Annotated in this window: 17 protein-coding genes; 7 read left to right on the forward strand and 10 right to left on the reverse strand. The window is 70.5% G+C overall.

Features of this window, described 5'->3' with window-relative positions; translation table 11 throughout:
- The first annotated feature begins 77 nt into the window (after nt 1–77).
- Nucleotides 78–1262 (forward strand): low temperature requirement protein A, encoded by a 1185-nt coding sequence (locus ACX27O_RS18245; RefSeq protein ID WP_458939784.1) that lies wholly within the window; start codon nt 78–80, stop codon nt 1260–1262.
- A 353-nt stretch (nt 1263–1615) separates the two neighbouring features.
- Here the strand turns inward: ACX27O_RS18245 and ACX27O_RS18250 are convergent, their stop codons facing one another.
- The gene (locus ACX27O_RS18250) at nt 1616–2929 is read right to left on the reverse strand and encodes an aspartate aminotransferase family protein (RefSeq protein WP_210862867.1); all 1314 of its coding nucleotides are present in this window, start codon (nt 2927–2929) and stop codon (nt 1616–1618) included.
- 85 nt (nt 2930–3014) lie between these two features.
- Here ACX27O_RS18250 and ACX27O_RS18255 point away from each other — a divergent pair, with 85 nt between their 5' ends.
- Nucleotides 3015–3902, forward strand: coding sequence for a LysR family transcriptional regulator (locus ACX27O_RS18255; protein ID WP_030330966.1), 888 nt, complete (start codon nt 3015–3017; stop codon nt 3900–3902).
- A 173-nt stretch (nt 3903–4075) separates the two neighbouring features.
- Here the strand turns inward: ACX27O_RS18255 and ACX27O_RS18260 are convergent, their stop codons facing one another.
- From ACX27O_RS18260 to ACX27O_RS18275, 4 genes are read right to left on the reverse strand one after another with little or no spacing between them, the layout of a single operon-like run.
- Complete coding sequence (locus ACX27O_RS18260; protein WP_458939785.1) at nt 4076–5119, reverse strand: extracellular catalytic domain type 1 short-chain-length polyhydroxyalkanoate depolymerase; 1044 nt, start codon at nt 5117–5119, stop codon at nt 4076–4078.
- A gap of 49 nt (nt 5120–5168) precedes the next feature.
- Nucleotides 5169–5849, reverse strand: coding sequence for a GOLPH3/VPS74 family protein (locus ACX27O_RS18265; protein ID WP_458939786.1), 681 nt, complete (start codon nt 5847–5849; stop codon nt 5169–5171).
- Entirely contained in the window at nt 5846–6565 is a 720-nt protein-coding gene (locus ACX27O_RS18270) for an ABC transporter permease (protein WP_210864585.1), read from the reverse strand. The genes ACX27O_RS18265 and ACX27O_RS18270 overlap by 4 nt, the downstream gene beginning before the upstream one ends.
- 27 nt (nt 6566–6592) lie before the next feature.
- Complete coding sequence (locus tag ACX27O_RS18275; RefSeq protein WP_210858091.1) at nt 6593–7474, reverse strand: ABC transporter ATP-binding protein; 882 nt, start codon at nt 7472–7474, stop codon at nt 6593–6595.
- 107 nt (nt 7475–7581) lie between these two features.
- Between ACX27O_RS18275 and ACX27O_RS18280 the strand changes: the two genes are divergently transcribed.
- The 3 genes from ACX27O_RS18280 (at nt 7582) to bla (ending at nt 10364) form a co-directional block, all read left to right on the forward strand.
- On the forward strand, nt 7582–8724 hold the full coding sequence (locus ACX27O_RS18280; RefSeq protein WP_458939787.1) for a sensor histidine kinase: 1143 nt from the start codon (nt 7582–7584) through the stop codon (nt 8722–8724).
- Nucleotides 8721–9323 (forward strand): response regulator transcription factor, encoded by a 603-nt coding sequence (locus ACX27O_RS18285; RefSeq protein WP_030330954.1) that lies wholly within the window; start codon nt 8721–8723, stop codon nt 9321–9323. The genes ACX27O_RS18280 and ACX27O_RS18285 overlap by 4 nt, the downstream gene beginning before the upstream one ends.
- A 132-nt stretch (nt 9324–9455) precedes the next feature.
- Nucleotides 9456–10364, forward strand: a complete 909-nt coding sequence (gene bla, locus ACX27O_RS18290) for a class A beta-lactamase (RefSeq protein WP_458939906.1) — start codon at nt 9456–9458, stop codon at nt 10362–10364.
- Nucleotides 10365–10470: 106 nt separating this feature from the next.
- Here the strand turns inward: bla and ACX27O_RS18295 are convergent, their stop codons facing one another.
- Nucleotides 10471–11391: a serine hydrolase gene (locus tag ACX27O_RS18295; RefSeq protein WP_458939788.1), complete on the reverse strand. Its 921-nt coding sequence runs from the start codon at nt 11389–11391 to the stop codon at nt 10471–10473.
- Nucleotides 11388–12299, reverse strand: a complete 912-nt coding sequence (locus tag ACX27O_RS18300; protein ID WP_458939789.1) for a helix-turn-helix domain-containing protein — start codon at nt 12297–12299, stop codon at nt 11388–11390. The genes ACX27O_RS18295 and ACX27O_RS18300 overlap by 4 nt, the downstream gene beginning before the upstream one ends.
- 147 nt (nt 12300–12446) lie before the next feature.
- On the opposite strand from ACX27O_RS18300, the gene ACX27O_RS18305 reads away from it, so the two are divergent.
- Nucleotides 12447–13313, forward strand: a complete 867-nt coding sequence (locus ACX27O_RS18305; protein WP_458939790.1) for an NmrA family NAD(P)-binding protein — start codon at nt 12447–12449, stop codon at nt 13311–13313.
- Between the two features lie 46 nt (nt 13314–13359).
- On the opposite strand, the gene ACX27O_RS18310 is transcribed toward ACX27O_RS18305, so the two are convergent.
- On the reverse strand, nt 13360–14556 hold the full coding sequence (locus ACX27O_RS18310; RefSeq protein ID WP_458939791.1) for a D-alanyl-D-alanine carboxypeptidase family protein: 1197 nt from the start codon (nt 14554–14556) through the stop codon (nt 13360–13362).
- A 324-nt stretch (nt 14557–14880) separates the two neighbouring features.
- The gene (locus ACX27O_RS18315) at nt 14881–15189 is read right to left on the reverse strand and encodes a GNAT family N-acetyltransferase (RefSeq protein WP_285796014.1); all 309 of its coding nucleotides are present in this window, start codon (nt 15187–15189) and stop codon (nt 14881–14883) included.
- Between the two features lie 78 nt (nt 15190–15267).
- Here ACX27O_RS18315 and ACX27O_RS18320 point away from each other — a divergent pair, with 78 nt between their 5' ends.
- Complete coding sequence (locus ACX27O_RS18320; protein WP_377618701.1) at nt 15268–15393, forward strand: hypothetical protein; 126 nt, start codon at nt 15268–15270, stop codon at nt 15391–15393.
- A 296-nt stretch (nt 15394–15689) separates the two neighbouring features.
- Here the strand turns inward: ACX27O_RS18320 and zwf are convergent, their stop codons facing one another.
- On the reverse strand, nt 15690–17183 hold the full coding sequence (gene zwf, locus ACX27O_RS18325) for a glucose-6-phosphate dehydrogenase (protein WP_458939792.1): 1494 nt from the start codon (nt 17181–17183) through the stop codon (nt 15690–15692).
- Between the last annotated feature and the right edge of the window lie 394 nt (nt 17184–17577).

The following is a 17577-nucleotide window of genomic DNA, read 5'->3' on the forward strand; positions in this document are numbered from 1 at the left end:
AATCAGTCCCGTGATTGACGCCTGACGCTTGCGGTGAAGCAGGATCTTTCCGGATTGATCGTCGATATGCTGTTGGAGTGCCGACCACGCCTCCCGAGAAGGGGGTCATCTGGGAAGAACTCTTCTTCGACCTGGCCTTCGTGTTCGCGCTCACCCAGTTCTCCCACATGCTGCACGAGGATCACAGTTGGGCGGGCATCGGCCGGGTACTGCTTCTGTTCGTAACCATTTATTGGGCCTGGGTTGGCATCACGCTCTACACCGACCAACGCGACGTCGGCAACGCGCTGGACCGGGCTGGGGTCTTCGCCCTCGGGCTCGGCAGTCTGCTACTGGCCCTGACGGTCCCCGGCGCCTTTGCTGATCGGGGCCTGCTGTTCGTCGGTGTTTACCTGGCGATGCGGGTACTGCTGGCGGCATTGGCCTTGCGTACCCCAGGCGGCTGGCGATCTCCGGTCTTTCGCCCTTACGGGTCGGGTCTGGTGGCTGGTCCGCTGCAACTCGCGGGTGGCCTGCTGCACGGTACGGCGCGAATAGTGCTCTGGTCGATCGCGATTCTCGTCGATCTGTTCAGCACTACGCTCACCCGACGGACGCTCGACAAGGTCCGGGTCCGGCCGCTGCACTACACACACCGCTACGGACTGCTGATCATCCTGGTGCTCGGCGAGTCGGTGATCCAGGTCGGGATGGTAGCCGTGGACGAGCCGTTGACCCTCGCCCGGTTGGTCGCCGTATGCCTCTCCTACTCGCTGGTCTGCGCACTCTGGTGGGTGTACTTCATTTACGGTGTCCGGGCTTTCCGGCAAGCGGTGGCCCGGAGCGCTCAGCAGGCAGACATCCGCCGCTCCGTCATGATCTACGGTCACCTGCTGTTCAGTTTCGCGATCATCACGGTCGCCGTCGGCCTGTCCGAGGCAGTGACAGAGCCCCTCGAGCCGCCTCGGGCCAGCGAGGGGACCGTACTCTTCGGCGGCGCTGCGCTCTTCCTCGGCACCTTCGCCTACACCCACTGGCGGATCCACCGAAAAATCGCGCGACGACGGATCGGCGCGAGCGTGCTCTGCCTGATCCTGCTGCCACTAGCACACCTGGCGCCGGCCCTGGCCGCCCTGGCGACCCTGTTCGCGGTGGTCGCCGGAGTGAGTGTGCTGGAAGGGATCATCCTGCACCGCCGCCCGATGACCGGGGACCACGCGGCGGAGGGCCAGATGTGTAGCGACCCGGGTCACGCGGACAGAGGCCCCGTGGTGCGCGAATGACGCATCCCAAGCAGGCGACCAAGGAGTAGACCTCGACCTCGTGCCAGACGGCGCGTCACCATGGCCGCGCTACGGATCCACCGCTGCGGCGGTGCAGGCGGTATCCGAGCGGCACGACCCTCTCGTGCAGCTGTGTCAGGAGCCGGACACTCGCTTGCTAAACCCCCGACGCTGACAGTGAGGAAGTCACGGCTCTCCTGCTAGGAGCCGGTGGGGACATCCGTGTTGCCCACCTGGCCTACGACGCCGCGACGCCGTCCTCTCGACCTCGGCGCGCCAATGTCCTCACGACGTCACGGAATGCGGGACAGTACGCGTGCGCGTTGTCGTCGTCACGAGCCCCGGCTGGAGTGTCAGGGTGTGAACCGCGGCGCCACGTCGGCGAGCGCGTGGTCGAGGATTTCCAGGCCCAGGTCCAGCTCCGCGTGGCTGGAGGTGAGCGCCGGCGCGATGCGGAAGACGCCGCCCATGGCCGGCAGCTGCACCACGTTCATGTGCAGGCCCAGCTCCAGGCAACGTCCTGTCACTGCGGCGCCCAGCGCGTCGGCCGGTCGTTTCGACTCCCGGTCGCTGACCAGTTCGAGTCCGACCAGCAGACCGCGGCCGCGCACGTCGCCGACCACCGGGTGGCGCTGGCTGATCTCCTCAAGGCCCTTGCGCAGGTACGAGCCCAGGTGCGCCGCCTGTTCGTCGAGCCGGTCGGCTTCCAGCACGTCCAGGACCGTGTTGCCGACCGCGGCCACCAGCGGGTCCGAGACGTGCGTGGTGAAGAAGAGGAAACCGCGCTCGTGCGCCGTGTGCTCGATCTCCGGGCTGGTCACCACGGCGGCCAGCGGCAGGCCGGCGCCGAGCGTCTTGGACAGGGTCAGGATGTCCGGCACGACGCCGTCACGCTGGAACGCGTACCACTCTCCGGTGCGGCACAGGCCGGTCTGCGCTTCGTCGAGGATCAACAGCCCGCCCCGCTCGTGCACCTTGTCGCGCAGCGCCGCGAGGTATCCCGGCGGCAGGTCGATCACCCCGCCGGAGCTGAGGATCGGTTCGACGATGCACGCCGCCAGGCTGCCCACCGACTGGGCGTCGAACAGCTCGAACGCGAACTCCAACTGATGCCGCCAGTCCAGCTCGCCGCTGGGCAGGGTGAAGTCGGGCCGGTACGCGTTCGGCGTGGGGATCGCGAAGTTGCCGGGCGCCGCGGGCCCGTACCCCTTGCGCCCTGAGCTGTAGGTGGCGCTCGCCGCAGCCTGGGTCATCCCGTGCCACGACCGGGCGAACGAGATGATCTCGTGCCGGCCGGTGACCAGCTTCGCCATGCGGATCGCCGCCTCGTTGGACTCCGCGCCGGTGGTGAGCAGGAGGACCTTCTCCAGCGGCGCGGGCAGCGAGCCGGCGAGGCGGCGGGCCAGTTCGACCACGGGCCGGCTCAGCATGCCACTGAACAGGTGGTCGAGGGTGGCTGCCTGCCGCTGGATCGTGGCTACGACCGCCGGGTGGGAGTGGCCGAGGATCGCGCTCATCTGCCCCGAGGTGAAGTCGAGCAGGCGGCGGCCGTCGGCGGTGAAGACGAAACTGCCCTCGGCGCGGTCGATGATCTCACGTACGAAGCTGCCAGCGCCGCTGTAGCGGACCAGGTGACGATCGGCGTCGGACCAGAACGAATCAGCCATGGACCGACGCTAGGCAGTCCCGGATAGGTACGTCCATCGCACATTTTCGCTGTCGCTGTTAAGCGGAGCCGTACAGTCGGGGGTCATGACGCTGAATCCGTGGCGGCTGCGCCTGCTCGCCGACCTGGCGACGTTCGGCACTGTTCGGGCCGTTGCGCAGCGCGGCAACCTGAGCCCGTCGGCGGTGTCGCAGCAGCTGGCCACGCTGGAACGGGAGACCCGCACCGCGTTGCTGGAACGCACCGGGCGGCGGGTGCGGCTCACCGCGGCGGGAATGTTGCTTGCCGGCCGGGCTCGGGAGATCCTCGCGGCCATGGACGCGGCCGAGGCAGAGCTGCGCCACCTCGCCGAGGAGCCGGCCGGCACGGTCACCGTGGCCGCGTTCCAGAGCGCCGTGCAAGCCCTCGCCGAACCGGCGCTTGCCCGTCTCGCGACCCGACACCCGGACGTGAGCGTGGTGTTGCTGGAGTTGGAGCCGCACGAGAGCATGCCGGCGCTGCGTCGCGGCGACGTCGACCTGATCATCACGACCGCCGACTTCGCTGGCGCCGAGCTCTCCCCGGAGATCTACCTGGTGCCGCTCGCCACCGACCCGGTGGTGCTGGTGCTGCCCCCGGAGCATCCGCTGGCCAGCGCCGAATCGGTCGACCTGGAGGCGTGCGCGCAGCAGCGCTGGACGTTCGACGTCGCGGGCTCGTACATGTCCGAGCTGTCCACCCGGCTGTGCCGGGAGGCCGGCTTCGAGCCCGTGGTGATCTGTCGGTTCAACAACTACATGCTGGCGCTGCGGCACGTGGAGAATGGCCGCTCGATCACCATGCTGCCGAAGCTGGCGGTGGACCCGCGATACCGGGTGGTGACCCGACCGCTGAACCCGCCGCTGACCCGGCGCATCACCGCCGGGGTCCGGCGAGCGGCCGCGTCGCGCCCCGAGGTGACCGCCGTGCTCAACGCCCTGAGAGCAGGTGACTGACCTTTCGCCCGTCGGCGGAACTCCGAGGTCCAGTGTGGCGAACGCCGCCGCGACGTGGATCGATCTCAGTCGACCCGCGCGCGTTCCGCCTCGTCGTGCGCATCAGCGCCGCGGTCGAGGCCGCCATCAACCGGCTCGCGGCACCGACCGCGCGGTAGCCCCGGTGGCCGGGCTCATCGCATCGGGTGGCGCTTGGCGAACTCCCACACGATCGCGCTGGCGTCGGGGCCGGCGTGATCGGTGTAGCGGCCGTCGCCGTCCGGTCCCGGCCACGCGTGCCCCATGCCCTGGACGCGGTACGCCTCGACGACCGAAGAGCCGTCCGACGCCGTGATCGTCGAGTGCGTGTACGCGTGCCGACCCTCGGCGGCCGGCACGGACACCGTCTTCTCGGTCGGGTCGAGGCTGCCGTTGGGCAGCCCGTCGTCCACGAGGTCGCCCACCGCGGTCCAGTGGGCGACGAGGCGGGTGGCGACCAGGGGCGGCACGACCTCGTCCCGCTCACCCTGAATGATCAGCATCGGCACACGGCGGGCCCGCTCGCCCATCTGGGCCCAGGCCTGACGTGCCGTGTCCAGCGGCGACATCGAGCCCGGGTCGTCCGGGTCGACCTGGTTGAGCCCGTACTCCCCGCCGGCCACCGAGGTCACCGTGGCGAAGACGTCGGGGTGGGTGGCGGCGAGGATGACGGCGGTCCCCGCGCCCGACGAGGCCCCGGCGACGTGCACCCGCGCGGGATCCGCGTCGTACTCCTCGACCACCTGGCGGGCGACACCGGCGAGCAGCGCCGGCTCGCCGGTGTGCCGCTGTTGGTCCCGGGCGTCGCCGGAGTTCCAGCAGGCGATCACGTTGCGCGAGATCAGTTGTGTGGGATAGACGACGATGAAGCCCTCCCGGTCGGCCAGGCGGTTGAACTGCGTCGTGGACTTCATGGAGTTCCACCCGTAACCGGTCATCGCGCAGCCGTGGATCGCCATGACGACCGGCAACCCGGCCGTCCCGACCTGGTGGGGCGGAACGTGGACCTGGTAACGCTGCGACCCGGCGGCACCGGTGTAGACGTGGTTGCGGTCGCCGTCGTCCATCTGCCAGGGCAGGCCGAGTTGCAGGCCGGCGACGCCGAGGCTGGCGGCGGCCACGACGGTGACAAAGATGCCGGAGACGATCCGAAGCCATCGTCGTCGTGGACGACGCGGCGGGTGCGGCGGCGCGGTCACGCGGGCCTCCTTTTCCGTACGGGATCCAGCTCAGCTGGACGCGGTCGGGCTAACTTCGCGGAAGGACAGAGATGGCCACGACGGCGCTGTTGACGACGGTGGCCGTCACGGTGCGGGTCACGGCTGCCGCCGCGGCGTCGGCGCCCCAGTCGCCCTGTTCGAGTTCCTTGGCTCGGTTGATCACCGGTGCGGTCCACGGGATCTCGCGGTGGAACTGCGGGAGCGTCCCGCTCGCCGAGAGCAGCGCCGTGAGCGCGGCGACCCGGGCCTGCGGCCGCGCACCGTCCACGAGAACCTGCCGAACCTCGGCGAGCAGGCGAGCCCGTCGTTCGGTCCGGCCGTCGCGCAGGGCCGTCGTCCGGAACAGGCCGAGCACCTTGCGGGGCTCCTGGTCGATGTCGCCGCGCGCGACGAGCCGCTGCAGGACCGGCTCGCGCAGGACGGGACCGATCGCGGCCAGTGCCGTCTGCACCCCTCGGGGTTTCTCGGCGAGGTAGTCGTAGGCCGGGCGGAGGAGGCTGTCCGACGGTGGGTGACCCGGCACGCCGCTGACCCGCCCCCGGTCCGTCGTGGTCAGGTGCTCGCCGAGGGCGAGTTCGGCGAGGACGGCTCCACCGAGGACGTAGAAGAGGGTGTTCTCGCCGGCGATGGTCCCGGACCTGGGTTGGAACAGGAGCAGCAGGAGGTCTTCGACGAGGGTCGGGGTGTCCGAGCGGGATGCGGTGGTCATCGTCGGGGCTCCCAGCGGAAGAGGCGGGTGGCGAGGTTGACGGCGATGACGACCCAGCCGAGCGTGGGCGCGAGCAGGAGCAGGGAGTCGGTGACGGCGACGCCGCCGTTCCAGGCGTTCATGATCAGTTCGGTGGCCGCGCCGCCGGGCAGCAACCGCTTGAGCCAGGCGAGGTTCTCAGTGCCGGAGATACCCACCCAGGTGGTCACGGCGATCACCCCGAGGGTGACGGGGAGGGTGGTGACCTGGGCGTGTTCAGGGGAGTTCGTCAGCCCGGCCGTGGCCAGCGCCAGGCCGATCAGCATGGCCAGGGTCGCGAGGATCGCCACCACCAGCAGGGCGACGTTCGACGGTCCACCCGCGACCACGGCCAGGGCGGTGAGGATCGCGGCCACCTGCACCGCCGCGATGACGAGTACGGGCAGCAGTAGGCCGGCGAGGATGCCGGGGTCGCTCTCGGCGGTGGAGCGCAGCCGCTTGAGGAAGAGGTTCTGCCGCCGGGAGGCCAGGGTGGTGACGGCCGTGGCGTAGAGGCCGAACGCGGCCACGGTGAACGTGACGATCGCGGCGATGTAGCCGAGGCTCCCGAGGGCGGCGTACGTCTCGTGCTGACGCACGAAGAACGCGCTGACCGCGACCGGGATGATGAGGCTGGTGATCAGTATCAGTCGGTTGCGGAAGATCTGAATCAGTTCGCTGGACGCGATGGACAACACGGGTGAGGCTCCTTCGGGATGCGCGAATCAGTTGCTGATGGCGCGGAAGACGTCGTCGAGCCGGGTCGGCCCGGCCGCCAGGTCGCGCAGTTCCACGGCGTGGGCCTGCGCCCAGCCGAGCAGCAGGTGCAGGTCCTTCTGCAGCTCGAAGGACTCGACGGTGACCTTCCCGTCGGCGTCCACGTCGGCCTGCAGCGGTAGCGGCGGCACCGGTGTGGCGAGGGAGAAGCGGATCACGCCGGGGAGGGTGCGGGTCAGCTCGGAGACGGTGCCCTCGCGATGGAGGACGCCCTGGTGCATGAGCCCGATCCGGTCGGCGCGCTGCTGCGCCTCCTCCAGGTAGTGCGTGGTGAGCACGATGGTCGAGCCGTTCTCCCGGAGCCGGTCCACCGTCGCCCAGACGGCGTCGCGGGACTGGATGTCGAGGCCGGTGGTCGGCTCGTCCAGGAAGATCAGCTCCGGGGTGCCGTAGACCGCGGTGGCGAAGTCCAGCCGCCGTTTCTCCCCGCCGGACAGCTGCGAGACCTTGCGCCCGGCCCGGCCGGTGAGGTCGACCAGGTCGATCACCCGGTCGACGTCGTCGGTGCGCCGGGTGAGCCGGCCGATCAGGCCCACGGATTCACGGACGGTGAGGTCAGGGGAGAAACCGCTCTCCTGGAGCATGACGCCCATTCGGGGACGTGTCGCCTGCCGGTCGTCGGGGCGGTGCCCGAAGACGCGTACCGTGCCCGAGGTTGGCCTCCGGTGACCCTCGACGACTTCCAGGGTCGAGGTCTTCCCGGCTCCGTTGGTGCCCAGCAGTGCGTAGAGCTCTCCGGGGCGTACCTCGAAGGAAAGATCCTTCACGGCGTGGAAGTCACCGTAGGTGAGGTTCAGCCGTTCGACTTCGATGACTGGTGTGGTGGACATGCACCAATGACAGCGCGGGCGCGGCCGTCCCGTCAGTGGCGCCATGTCATCACCGCATGTGACGTGGTGTCACTGGTCGTGGCGTCCGGCTGGCCGATACTGGTCTGGTGACCGCCAGCTCACCGCGCTTCACCGAGTCGACGCAGGGAAGGCTGCGCCGGCTCAATCTCGCCACGTCACTTCCGCCGGTGGTGTTCGCCGCGGTGGTCCTGGTCTACACCGACACGCGTACCTGGTGGCACCTGATCATCCTCGCGCCGGGGGCCGCGGCGGCCCTGGTGGCCTTCGAACGGTGGACGGCCAACGACCTCGCCCGGGTCGTGCTGCCCTGCCTGGTCGTGGCCGCGGCGGTGTGGCCACTGGGAGTTCTGGTGAGCGGCAGCCCCAACGCCTACTGGGGGTTCTGCGCGGTGGGCTCCCTCGGCATGCGCGAGGTGCGACGGCACCGGAAGCTGGTGCTGGCCGGGCTGTTCGGCTATGTCGCGGCGGTCGGCGCGGCGCGGTTGCTGGTGCAGCGGGACGACATCGGCCACGTCCTGGTCACCTACGTTCTCATCCCGACCGTCCTGACCATGCTCGTGACGGTCTTCACCATCGTGGGCGAGCGGTTCTACGACCTCATCCGCGAGCTCGAACAGACCCGGGAACGTGAGGCGGAGCTGGCCGTGGTCCGGGAGCGCGTGCGGTTCGCCAGCGACCTGCACGACATCCAGGGCCACACCCTGCACGTGGTCAAGCTGAAGATCGCCCTGGCCCAGCGACTGCTGCTCCGGGACACCGCCCGGGTGGAGCAGGAGCTACGGGAGACGTACGCGCTGGTCAGCGACACCATCGCGCAGACCAAGGAACTCGCCTACGCACAACGACGGCTCAACCTCACCGCGGAGATCGAGAACGCGAAGAACCTGTTCGAAGCCGCCGGCATCCGGGTCCGGGTGACCCGGGAGGCCGAGGTCGACACCCGCGCCAGCGAACTGCTCGGCCAGGTGCTGCGCGAGACGACCACGAACATCCTGCGGCACGCGCAGGCCAGACAGGTGCAGATCACCCTCTCCGAGTCGGGCATCACCATCGTCAACGACGGGGTGAGCGCCACCGCGCCCCCGGAGCTGCGCGGGCTGGCGGCGCTGCGGCAACGGGTGGCGGGCGACGGAGGCGAGCTGACCGTGCAACAGCAGCAGGGGACCTTCCGGACGGCGGCGACGTTCCCCGCCGCGCGTGCCGAGACGGAGCGGGGTGACGGCCGATGACCACAATCGTGCTCGCCGACGACGAGGCGCTGCTGCGCACCGCTCTGGCCGCGCTGCTGCCGATGGAGGGCGACGTCACCGTTCTCGCCGAGGCGTCCGACGGCGAGACGGCGGTCGAGGCCACCCTGCGGCACGAGCCCGACGTGCTGGTCATCGACCTGGAGATGCCGGGCGTGGACGGTCTCGGCGCGGTCGCCGAGATCCGCCGTACGCGCCCGGAGCAGGTCGTCCTGATGCTGACCCGGCACGCTCGCCCCGGCGTGCTGCGCAAAGCACTGAAGCTCGGCGTCCAGGGCTTCGTCAGTAAATCCGCCGAGCCGGCGCACATCTCCTCGGTCATCGCCACCCTGCACGCGGGCAAACGCTGGATCGACCCGGACGTGTCCGCGCTTGCCGTCACCGAGGACAACCCCCTCACCGACCGTGAGGCCGACGTCCTGCGGGTCACCGGCGAGGGCTACTCGGTCGCCGACATCGCCGCCCGGCTCCACCTCGCCCCGGGCACCGTCCGCAACTACCTCTCCAACGCGATGCGCAAGACCCAGACCCGGACCCGCCACGAAGCGGCCCGCTACGCCCGCGAACACGACTGGCTGTGACCAGCGGGTGACCATGTCAGATCAGCATGGACACCGTCGTTTCCGTCTTCGACCGCATGCCGGATCCCTGCCACTGTCGAGTCCTGTCCGACCGGCGCGCCCGCGTCGGACCCACGACACCGACAAGGAGCGATCATGATTCGTGCGACACACCGTCTGGTGGCCGCGGCGGCAGTGGTGTCCCTCGCCGCTTGCGGCCCCGCCGATGCCGCCGAGCAACCGGCCGGCGACCCCGCCGCAACGGCCACCGCGTCCACCGCCGCCGACCCGAGCCCCGACTTCCGGCAGCTGGAGAAGAGGTTCGGCGCACGGCTGGGGGTCTACGCGATCGACACCGGCACCGGTCGCACCGTGCGGTACCGGGCCGACGAGCGGTTCGCGTACGCGTCGACGTTCAAGGCGTTGGCCGCCGCCGAGGTCCTCGACGAGACCACCGACAGCGAGCTGGACCGGGTGGTGCGGTACTCGGCGGACGACCTGGTGACCTACTCGCCGATCACGGAGCAGCACGTCACCGAGGGCATGACGCTGCGCGCGATCGCCGACGCGGCCGTGCGGTACAGCGACAACACCGCCGGCAACCTGCTGTTGCGCCAGCTCGGCGGACCGCAGAAGTTCGAGAAGGAACTGCGCGAGGTGGGGGACAAGGTCACCGATCCGGCGCGCTACGAGACCGAGCTCAACGAGGCGAGGCCGGGTGATCGGCGGGACACCAGCACCGCGGCGGCCCTGGCCGAGGATCTGCGGGCGTACGCCGTGGGAGACGCCCTCGAACCGGCGGACCGCGACGTGCTCAACGGTTGGTTGAGGGGCAACACCACCGGCGGCGACCTGATCCGCGCCGGTGTGCCCGACGGCTGGGTCGTGGGGGACAAGACCGGTGCCGGCGGTTACGGCACCCGCAACGACATCGCGGTGATCTGGCCTCCGAACCGCGCGCCGATCGTCCTCGCGGTGCTGTCCAGTCGCGCCCAGAAGGATGCCGACTACGACGACGCCCTGATCGCCCAGGCGGCCGAGGTCGTGATCGGCACGTTGTAGGTCCACCGACTCCGGTGACGCGGCCTGCTGGTCCTCGGCGCCGGCAACATCGCCATGGTGGTGCTGGTCTGGCTGCACGAGCGGCAAGCCCGGCCACCAGCGCGGACTAACCCCACCAGGGTAGGGTGCCCGTCCTCAGGTGATCGTGCAAACTCCGGGCGACCTGGGCCATCGTCGCCTCGCTGCCGGGCTGTGCGACGGCGGGCACCCGGGAGGCGGTGAGCGCGGCGACCGCGTACGACTGCCCGTCGGCATGATCCACCACCCCTACCTCGTGGCGCAGGTGCAGCAGCGTGCCGGTCTTCGACGACCAGCGGGACGCGTCAGAGGTGAAGTCGGGGGCGAGTCGCTGCCGGTGCAGGTTGTCCGCCAGCAGAGCGCGTACGCGGGCGGCGGTGTTCTCGTGGATCGTCGAGGGGCGCCAGAGGGCGTGCAGCAGGTCGACGAAGGCCCGTGCCGACCCGGCGTTGGCGCGGGTGACGTCGAGCTGGGCGACGGGATGGCCCTGCCCGGGCGTCGCCGCGCCGATGGCGAGGGAATGCGCCAGGTGCACGTCGTCGGGGCCGAATCGTTCCGCCGGCGTCTCGGCGAGGTCGCCGACCCGGTGCCGCACGGCGATGCCCTCGATCCCTAGTCGCCGCAGCTCGGCGCTGACCGCAGCCGGCGGGACGAGGTCGAACAGGGCGTCGGCGGCGACCCCGTCGCTGACGGCGGTGCTCAGGTAGAGCAGGTCGTCCACGGCGACCCGCGCGGGATGGCGGAAGCGACTGATCCCGGTCGGGCCTGGTGTGGTGATCCGACCGGGCGCGACGTCGACAGGTGTCGCCGGGTCGAGTTCCCCGCGCCCGACCCGCTCCAGCACGGCGACCGCCAGCGGCACCTTGACCAGTGACGCTGTCGGGTACGGGGTGTCGGCGTCGAAGCCGATCTCCTGGCCGGTGTCGAGGTCGCGGACGAGGAAGGCACCGCGTAGTCCTGCCTCGTCCAGCAGGTCACGCGCGTTGCGTACGACGGTGGTGGCGCTCATGTCGCAGTCCCTTCCGGCCGGTCACCGGTTGTGCCGTCCCCGGCCGCACCCAGGCATCGTGCGATGTCCGCGTACAGGACGGTGCGGAGCTGGTCGAGGTCCTCGCGTGCCCCGGCGGCGACGGCGTACCCCCGTACGAGTCGCAGGCCGGCGAGGGGGCACCAGTGCAGCCCGAAGTCGTCGGCCTGCTGACGGGAGCACAGCAGCAGATCGGGGGAGCCGAGGGCCGCCGCTGCGGCGTCGACCAGGGATGGCGCGATCGACACCTGGGCCGGTGCCAGACCAGTCGACTGGCCGGCGCGGGTCAGCGGATCCCGCAGGTGCGCGACGTCGTCCTCGGGCTGGATCAGGATCCGGCGGCGTGCCTGCGTTCGGGCGCGGCCGGTGCGCAGCGTCTCCAGGAACACCGTCGGTGCCGGGAAGGGGGTCCGGGCGGCCAGCCCGAGCGGCACCCGCCAGAGCGCCGTCGCCTCCGGAACCGCCACGATCCCGGTACCGACCTCAAGGGTCTGGCAGAGCCGTGCGCGCTCCTGCGGACCGGCCGGCCGTACCTCCAGGTGGATCCGCTGCCGTCGGGCGGCGGCCACCAGGGCGGCGAGGCGGTGCGGCGGGCAGATTTCGGGTACGGCCACCCGCAGCGGCCGCAACCGGGCCCGCTCGGCGTCGTCGGCCATGGCGTCGGCGAGGTCGACCAGGCGGCGCGCTGTCGGCAGCATGTCCTGCCCGAACGGGGTCAGGCGGACCGCGCGGGAGGTCCGGTCGAACAGCCGTGCCCCGAAGTGCTCCTCCAGGGCGGCGATGCGGCGGCTGGCCACCGACTGGGGGATTCCCGCTGCGGCGGCACCGGAGGTGAAGCTGCCGTGGCCGCTGACGGCGACGAAGGCCCGACACGCGGCGACGATGTCCATCCGCCGAACCTATACCCGGAACGCATGGACAAGGCCACAGGGATCATGATGGGCATCGTTCGGCGGCGCCCGAGCCGCCGGACCGCCCCGCATCGCCAGGGTCGGCGATACGATCCAGCAGGTGCCGAACCGGGAGGAGGGCGCAGGATGCGGACATCAACGTCGGCTGCCGCGATCCGGGTGCTGGTGACCGGGGTACGCGGCAAGACGGGCGCACCGCTGGCCGAGCTGCTCGTGGCACGGCAGGGCGTCGAGGTGCGCGGCGGCACCAGGGATCCGTCCGGTCCCGGCATCAACGGCGTCCAGCCCACCGCCTTCTCATGGGACGAACCGTCCGGTTGGGCGGCGGCGACCGACGGCGTCGACGCGGTCTACGTGGTCCGGCCGGACCGCGCGGACGCGCCGGAACTCATCGGTGCGCTGCTGGCCGAGAAGGCGCCCCGGACCAAGGTCGTGCTGCTGTCCGACAAGGACGGTGGCCATCCGGGCGCTGACCAGCCGGGGCCTGCAGGCTGGGCGCCCCGCGTCGAGCGCACGGTCCGCGACAGCGGGCGCCAGTGGACAATCCTGCGGCCGGGCTGGTTCATGCAGGTCTTCACCGACCCGCGCTTCTACCGCGACCAGATCACCGGTGCCGGCGAGCTGCCGTTTCCCAGCGGCGACGCTCTGGTGGCCTGGATCGACGCACGGGACATCGCGGCCGTCGCCGAGCGGGCTCTGCTCGATCCCGGGCACGCCGGTCAGACGTACCAGATATCCGGTCCGGAGGCCCTGTCGTTGCCGCGTACCGCGGAGTTGCTCTCCGCCGCGGTGGGACGTCCCGTGGCCCATCGGGACGTGACGATCGACGAGGCCGTTGCCGGCTCCGAGGGCTTCGAGCGAGACCTCTCCGCGCTGACGTTCGAGCGTGTCCGCGTCGGCGGCTTCGCCGACGTGACCGACACCGTCGAACACGTCACCGGGCGTCCGGCGCGTACGCTGCAGACCTTTCTCCGCGACGCCTTCCGCTCCTGAACCACGGTCCTGGCCGCCGACGGCCCGAGCTGCGGCGAAGGTCCCCTCATCCCGATGACGGCTTGGTTGCCGCCCGCGCCGCCCTTCGCCGCACGGAACCCGCCAGGAGCAGGACGGCCAGGACACCGCCGGCGCCGGGGCCGAGGATGGCCATCCACGACATCGACCGTCCGGTCCGCGCCTGATCGGCTTTCACCTGGGAGACCGGACGGTCGGGCTTCTTCTCGTCCGGGCCGACCAGGCGGCCGACCGACGCGTCGGGGGAGAGCGCGAAACCCCAGTTCAGCAGCGCCGCCGCCTCGCCCAGGCTGCCCAGCGGTGCGGTCTCCGCGCCGAGCAGGGTCACGGCGAGCCGTCGTCCGTTGCGCTCGGCCACCCCCACGTACGTCTGCCGTGCCAGGTCGGTGAAGCCCGTCTTTCCGCCGAGCGTCCCCGGGTAGCGGTCCAGCAACGTGTTGTCGTGGGTGAGGGAGAGGCCGGGCCGTCCCGGCCCGGCCGGTACCTCTGCCACCCGGGTGGCGATGTACCGCCGGAAGTCCTCGCGGGCGTAGGTGGCCCGCGCGATCAAGGCCAGGTCGTATGCGCTGGTGTACTGGCCGGGACCGTCCAGGCCGGACGGTGTCGCCGCGTGGGTCTGGTTCGCGCCCAGCCGGTGGGCCTCGTCGTTCATCGCCTGCACGCCGCCCTGCCGGCCGGTGCTGCCACCGCCGACACGGGCCAGCACGTTGGCGGCGTCGTTTCCCGACTTCAGGAGAAGCCCCAGCCACAGGCTCTCGATCGAGTACCGGCCGCCCGGCACCACCCCCATCACCGAACTGGCCGGATCGAGATCGCGCAGATCCGCCCGGGTCACCTCGACCACCTGCGTCGGGTCGAGGTGCGGCATCAGGGCCGCGGCGAGCAACATTTTCTGCACGCTGGCCGGCGTGCGGCGTTCGTGCGGTCCGCACCCACCCAGCACCGCGCCACTGTCGAGGTCGGCCACCAGCCACGAGGTGGCGGTCACCGCCGGGGCGTTCGACGCACCGGCCGGAATGGACAGTCCGGCAGTGGCCAGCGACTCACCGCCCACGGCCAGGTCGGCGGGGTCGACCGGCGGCGGAGACGGTGCGGGCGGTGGGGCAACCGACGGCTTCACGGCCGGGCAGGGCACGTACGGCGCGGCCAGTCGCGCCGGTGACGCGGGCACCACGGCGGGCGTGGTCAGACTGAGCGCCACCGCGACAATGCAAATGATGGTCACGTCAAAGGACCGTAATCGCCAATGATGCGGGCATGGCCCGGTCGCAGAAAGTGGTCCCGGGAGGGCGGGTATTCCCGGCCTTGGCCCGGACGGCACTGCTTCTATCGCCTTGTGCCGTTTCGCGCGGCTCCGAGGGCCCATGGGAACGGGCGTGCTAACGATGTTTCGCTCATTACGTCGAAACGGATGTGAACCGACGTCGCCGGCCTGTTCGTGTCATCAGGCGGATTCCGGAACAGCGGAAGTGAGGCGGAACCCTGATCCTGGATGTCCGTCAACGCTCATAACGGCCTTCCTCGTCGCGTCGTCGCCATGCCCGGCCGTTCAGTCACTGACCCTGCTGTGGGCCTGGTACACCAGGTCCTGGTACTCGGGGTGCCTGGCGATCCACCCCGCGATGAATGGGCAGGTGGCCAGGACCAGCAGGTGCGCGGCGCGCGCCTCATCGAGGGCGGTGCGGGCCAGTGCCGCCCCGACTCCCCTTCCCTCGTACTCCGGCGAGACCTCGGTGTGTACGAACGCGACGAGTTCCGTGGTACGGATGTACTGCGCGACGCCGGCGACCGTGGACTCTCCGTCGACGCGGGCCTCGTATCGCTTGGCCTCGGGGACGTCACTCACTCTTACTGCCATGTGCCCTCCAGGTGTCTTCAGCGTGGATCTCACGCCACGGTGGTCCGGTCTAGTGGGCCGACCCGTTATCAGGACTTGGTGGACAACGCGCCGCTGGACGTCGCCAAGCTGTGCGGGCTCAATCATCTCCGCGTCGTCTCGCTGAAACGCGGCGATCCCGCGGTCACCACCCAGTGTGCGGCAGCAATCGGCCGCGACCAGTGATACCGCGTCACATGCGGTGGTGACACGGTGCCCCTACCGGATCGGCAATGCCGCCGCGGGGCCGCCGGCTGCGGCCGTGCGCGGTCTGCCGGCCAGGCGCCTCGGCGGCCCAGCGCTGGCCTCGCCGCGGAGCGCACAGACGCCGACAGGTGACCGGCTCGGGCACAGAGTCACTGCCCGCCCAGGACGGCCGGCCATCGACTTCGATGACCGGCTCACCGAGAGGACCGCGCTGCGCGTCGACGCTGAGACCCAGCGATCGGCCCAGCAGCGCGGTCCTTCTCGTTGTGGCAGGGTCACGCGGAGTTGCGCCACTTGCGGCCGTGCCGGCCGATGAGCCGGTCGGCGTCGGTCGGGCCCCAGGAAGCGGCCTCGTAGGTGGGGATCGGCGAGTTGTCCTGCTTCCAGTTGTCGATGATCGGGTCGACGATCCGCCAGCACTGCTGCACCTCGTCGCTGCGGATGAACAGCGACGCGTCACCGATCAGCGCGTCCAGGAGCAGACGCTCGTACGCCTCCGGGGACTCCTCGACGAACGTCTGGTCGTAGGAGAACTCCATCGTGGCGGTGCGGACCCGGAAGGAGTGGCCCGGCACTTTGGCGCCGAAGCGCAGCGAGATGCCCTCGTTCGGCTGGATCCGCAGGATCAGTGCGTCAGCGTCGAGGCCGGTGAGCTGGTCGGTGGGGATCGGCAGGTGCGGCGGCCGTTGGAACTGCAGTGCCACCTCGGTGAGCCGGGCCGGCAGGCGCTTGCCGGTGCGTACGTAGAACGGCACCCCGGCCCAGCGCCAGTTGTCCACGTTGAGCCGCATGGCGGCGTAGGTCTCGGTCCGCGACAGGGGGTCGACGCCGGCCTCCTCGCGGTAGCCGGCCATCAGCTCCTCGCGGGTGCCGCCCCGGGTGTACTGTCCCCGGACCGCGGCCTCGGCGATGTCCCGGTCGGTAGGGAGCCGGATCGCCTGCAGCAGCTTCACCTTCTCGTTGCGCAGGCCCTCAGCCTCGAATGAGGCCGGTGGCTCCATGAGTGCCAGCGCGAGGACCTGGAGCACGTGGTTCTGCACGATGTCCCGCATCGCGCCGGCGTCCTCGTAGAAACCGCCGCGGCTGCCGACGCCGAGGGTCTCGGCGACGGTGATCTGTACGTGGTCGACCCAGGAGCGATCCCAGATGGGCTGGAAGATCGAGTTCGCGAAGCGCAGCGCCAGCACGTTCTGGACGGTGTCCTTACCCAGATAGTGATCGATGCGAAAGACCTGGTGCTCGTCGAACGCGCTGTGCACGACGCCGTCGAGCTCGCGGGCCGTGACCAGGTCGCGCCCGTACGGCTTCTCGATGACCAGGCGGGAGAAGGATCCTTCGCGTGGCTGGTTGAGCCCGACACCGGCCAGTCCGTTGATCACCGGCTCAAAGGCCCCGGCCGGGGTGGACAGGTAGAAGAGGCGGTTGCCGGACGTGCCACGCTGTGCGTCGAGCTCGTCGAGGGTCTCCACGAGCCGCTTGTAGGTCTCCGGGTCGTCGTAGCCGCCGGCCACGTACCGCACGCCGCCTTGGAGCTGGCGCTTACTGGCGATGGTGCGTTCGCCCAGGGCGCTCTCGGCGAACTGCTCGTCGGTCATCGGCGTGCGAGCGACGCCGACCAGCGCGAACTGGTCCGGGAGCCGCTCGTGTCGAGCCAGGCTCTCGACTGCGGGCAGCAGCTTACGTCGCGTCAGGTCACCGGAGGCACCGAAGATCACCAGCGTGGCCGGCGGGGCAGTCCGCTCCTGGATGAGCTGAGATGCGTGGTCCATGGTCTGCGTTCCTCCGGGCACAAGGGGTGTGGGGTTGGGGCTGTCGTGGTGTCATGCCAGGAATTGTGCGGCTATGGCGGTAGTGGCCGGGGGCCAGGCGGCCTGGCCCGTTGGTCGGGGAGCTTGAGCGTTGCACGCCGGGCTGACGGACAGGCGATTCGGTGGCGGTTCGGAGCGCTCTGCCGGCGTGCGAGGTGGTCGTACGAATGATCATGGACGGGCAGCCCATGGAGGTCAACGGGCTCGCCGCCGATGGCGCTCGCGTACCGGGGCCATGGCCGGTCGGCGGGAGCGGCGAAGATCCGGTCCATGGCGACTGCGCCGCCCAGGAACGTGACGCTCTTCCCGGTCACCAACGACCCGGCCAACGGCAACCCCCGGTGCTTCGGGCGGG

Source organism: Micromonospora sp. SD19 (assembly GCF_054462275.1).

Bases quoted from the DNA above. Each gene is read 5' to 3' on its own strand.
- ACX27O_RS18300 (WP_458939789.1), bottom strand. From the start codon at position 12,299: ATGGACATCGTCGCCGCGTGTCGGGCCTTCGTCGCCGTCAGCGGCCAC.
- ACX27O_RS18265 (WP_458939786.1), bottom strand. From the start codon at position 5,849: ATGACCACCGCATCCCGCTCGGACACCCCGACCCTCGTCGAAGACCTC.
- ACX27O_RS18315 (WP_285796014.1), bottom strand. From the start codon at position 15,189: ATGGCAGTAAGAGTGAGTGACGTCCCCGAGGCCAAGCGATACGAGGCC.
- ACX27O_RS18285 (WP_030330954.1), top strand. From the start codon at position 8,721: ATGACCACAATCGTGCTCGCCGACGACGAGGCGCTGCTGCGCACCGCT.
- ACX27O_RS18305 (WP_458939790.1), top strand. From the start codon at position 12,447: ATGCGGACATCAACGTCGGCTGCCGCGATCCGGGTGCTGGTGACCGGG.
- ACX27O_RS18295 (WP_458939788.1), bottom strand. From the start codon at position 11,391: ATGAGCGCCACCACCGTCGTACGCAACGCGCGTGACCTGCTGGACGAG.
- zwf (WP_458939792.1), bottom strand. From the start codon at position 17,183: ATGGACCACGCATCTCAGCTCATCCAGGAGCGGACTGCCCCGCCGGCC.
- ACX27O_RS18255 (WP_030330966.1), top strand. From the start codon at position 3,015: ATGACGCTGAATCCGTGGCGGCTGCGCCTGCTCGCCGACCTGGCGACG.
- ACX27O_RS18250 (WP_210862867.1), bottom strand. From the start codon at position 2,929: ATGGCTGATTCGTTCTGGTCCGACGCCGATCGTCACCTGGTCCGCTAC.
- ACX27O_RS18275 (WP_210858091.1), bottom strand. From the start codon at position 7,474: ATGTCCACCACACCAGTCATCGAAGTCGAACGGCTGAACCTCACCTAC.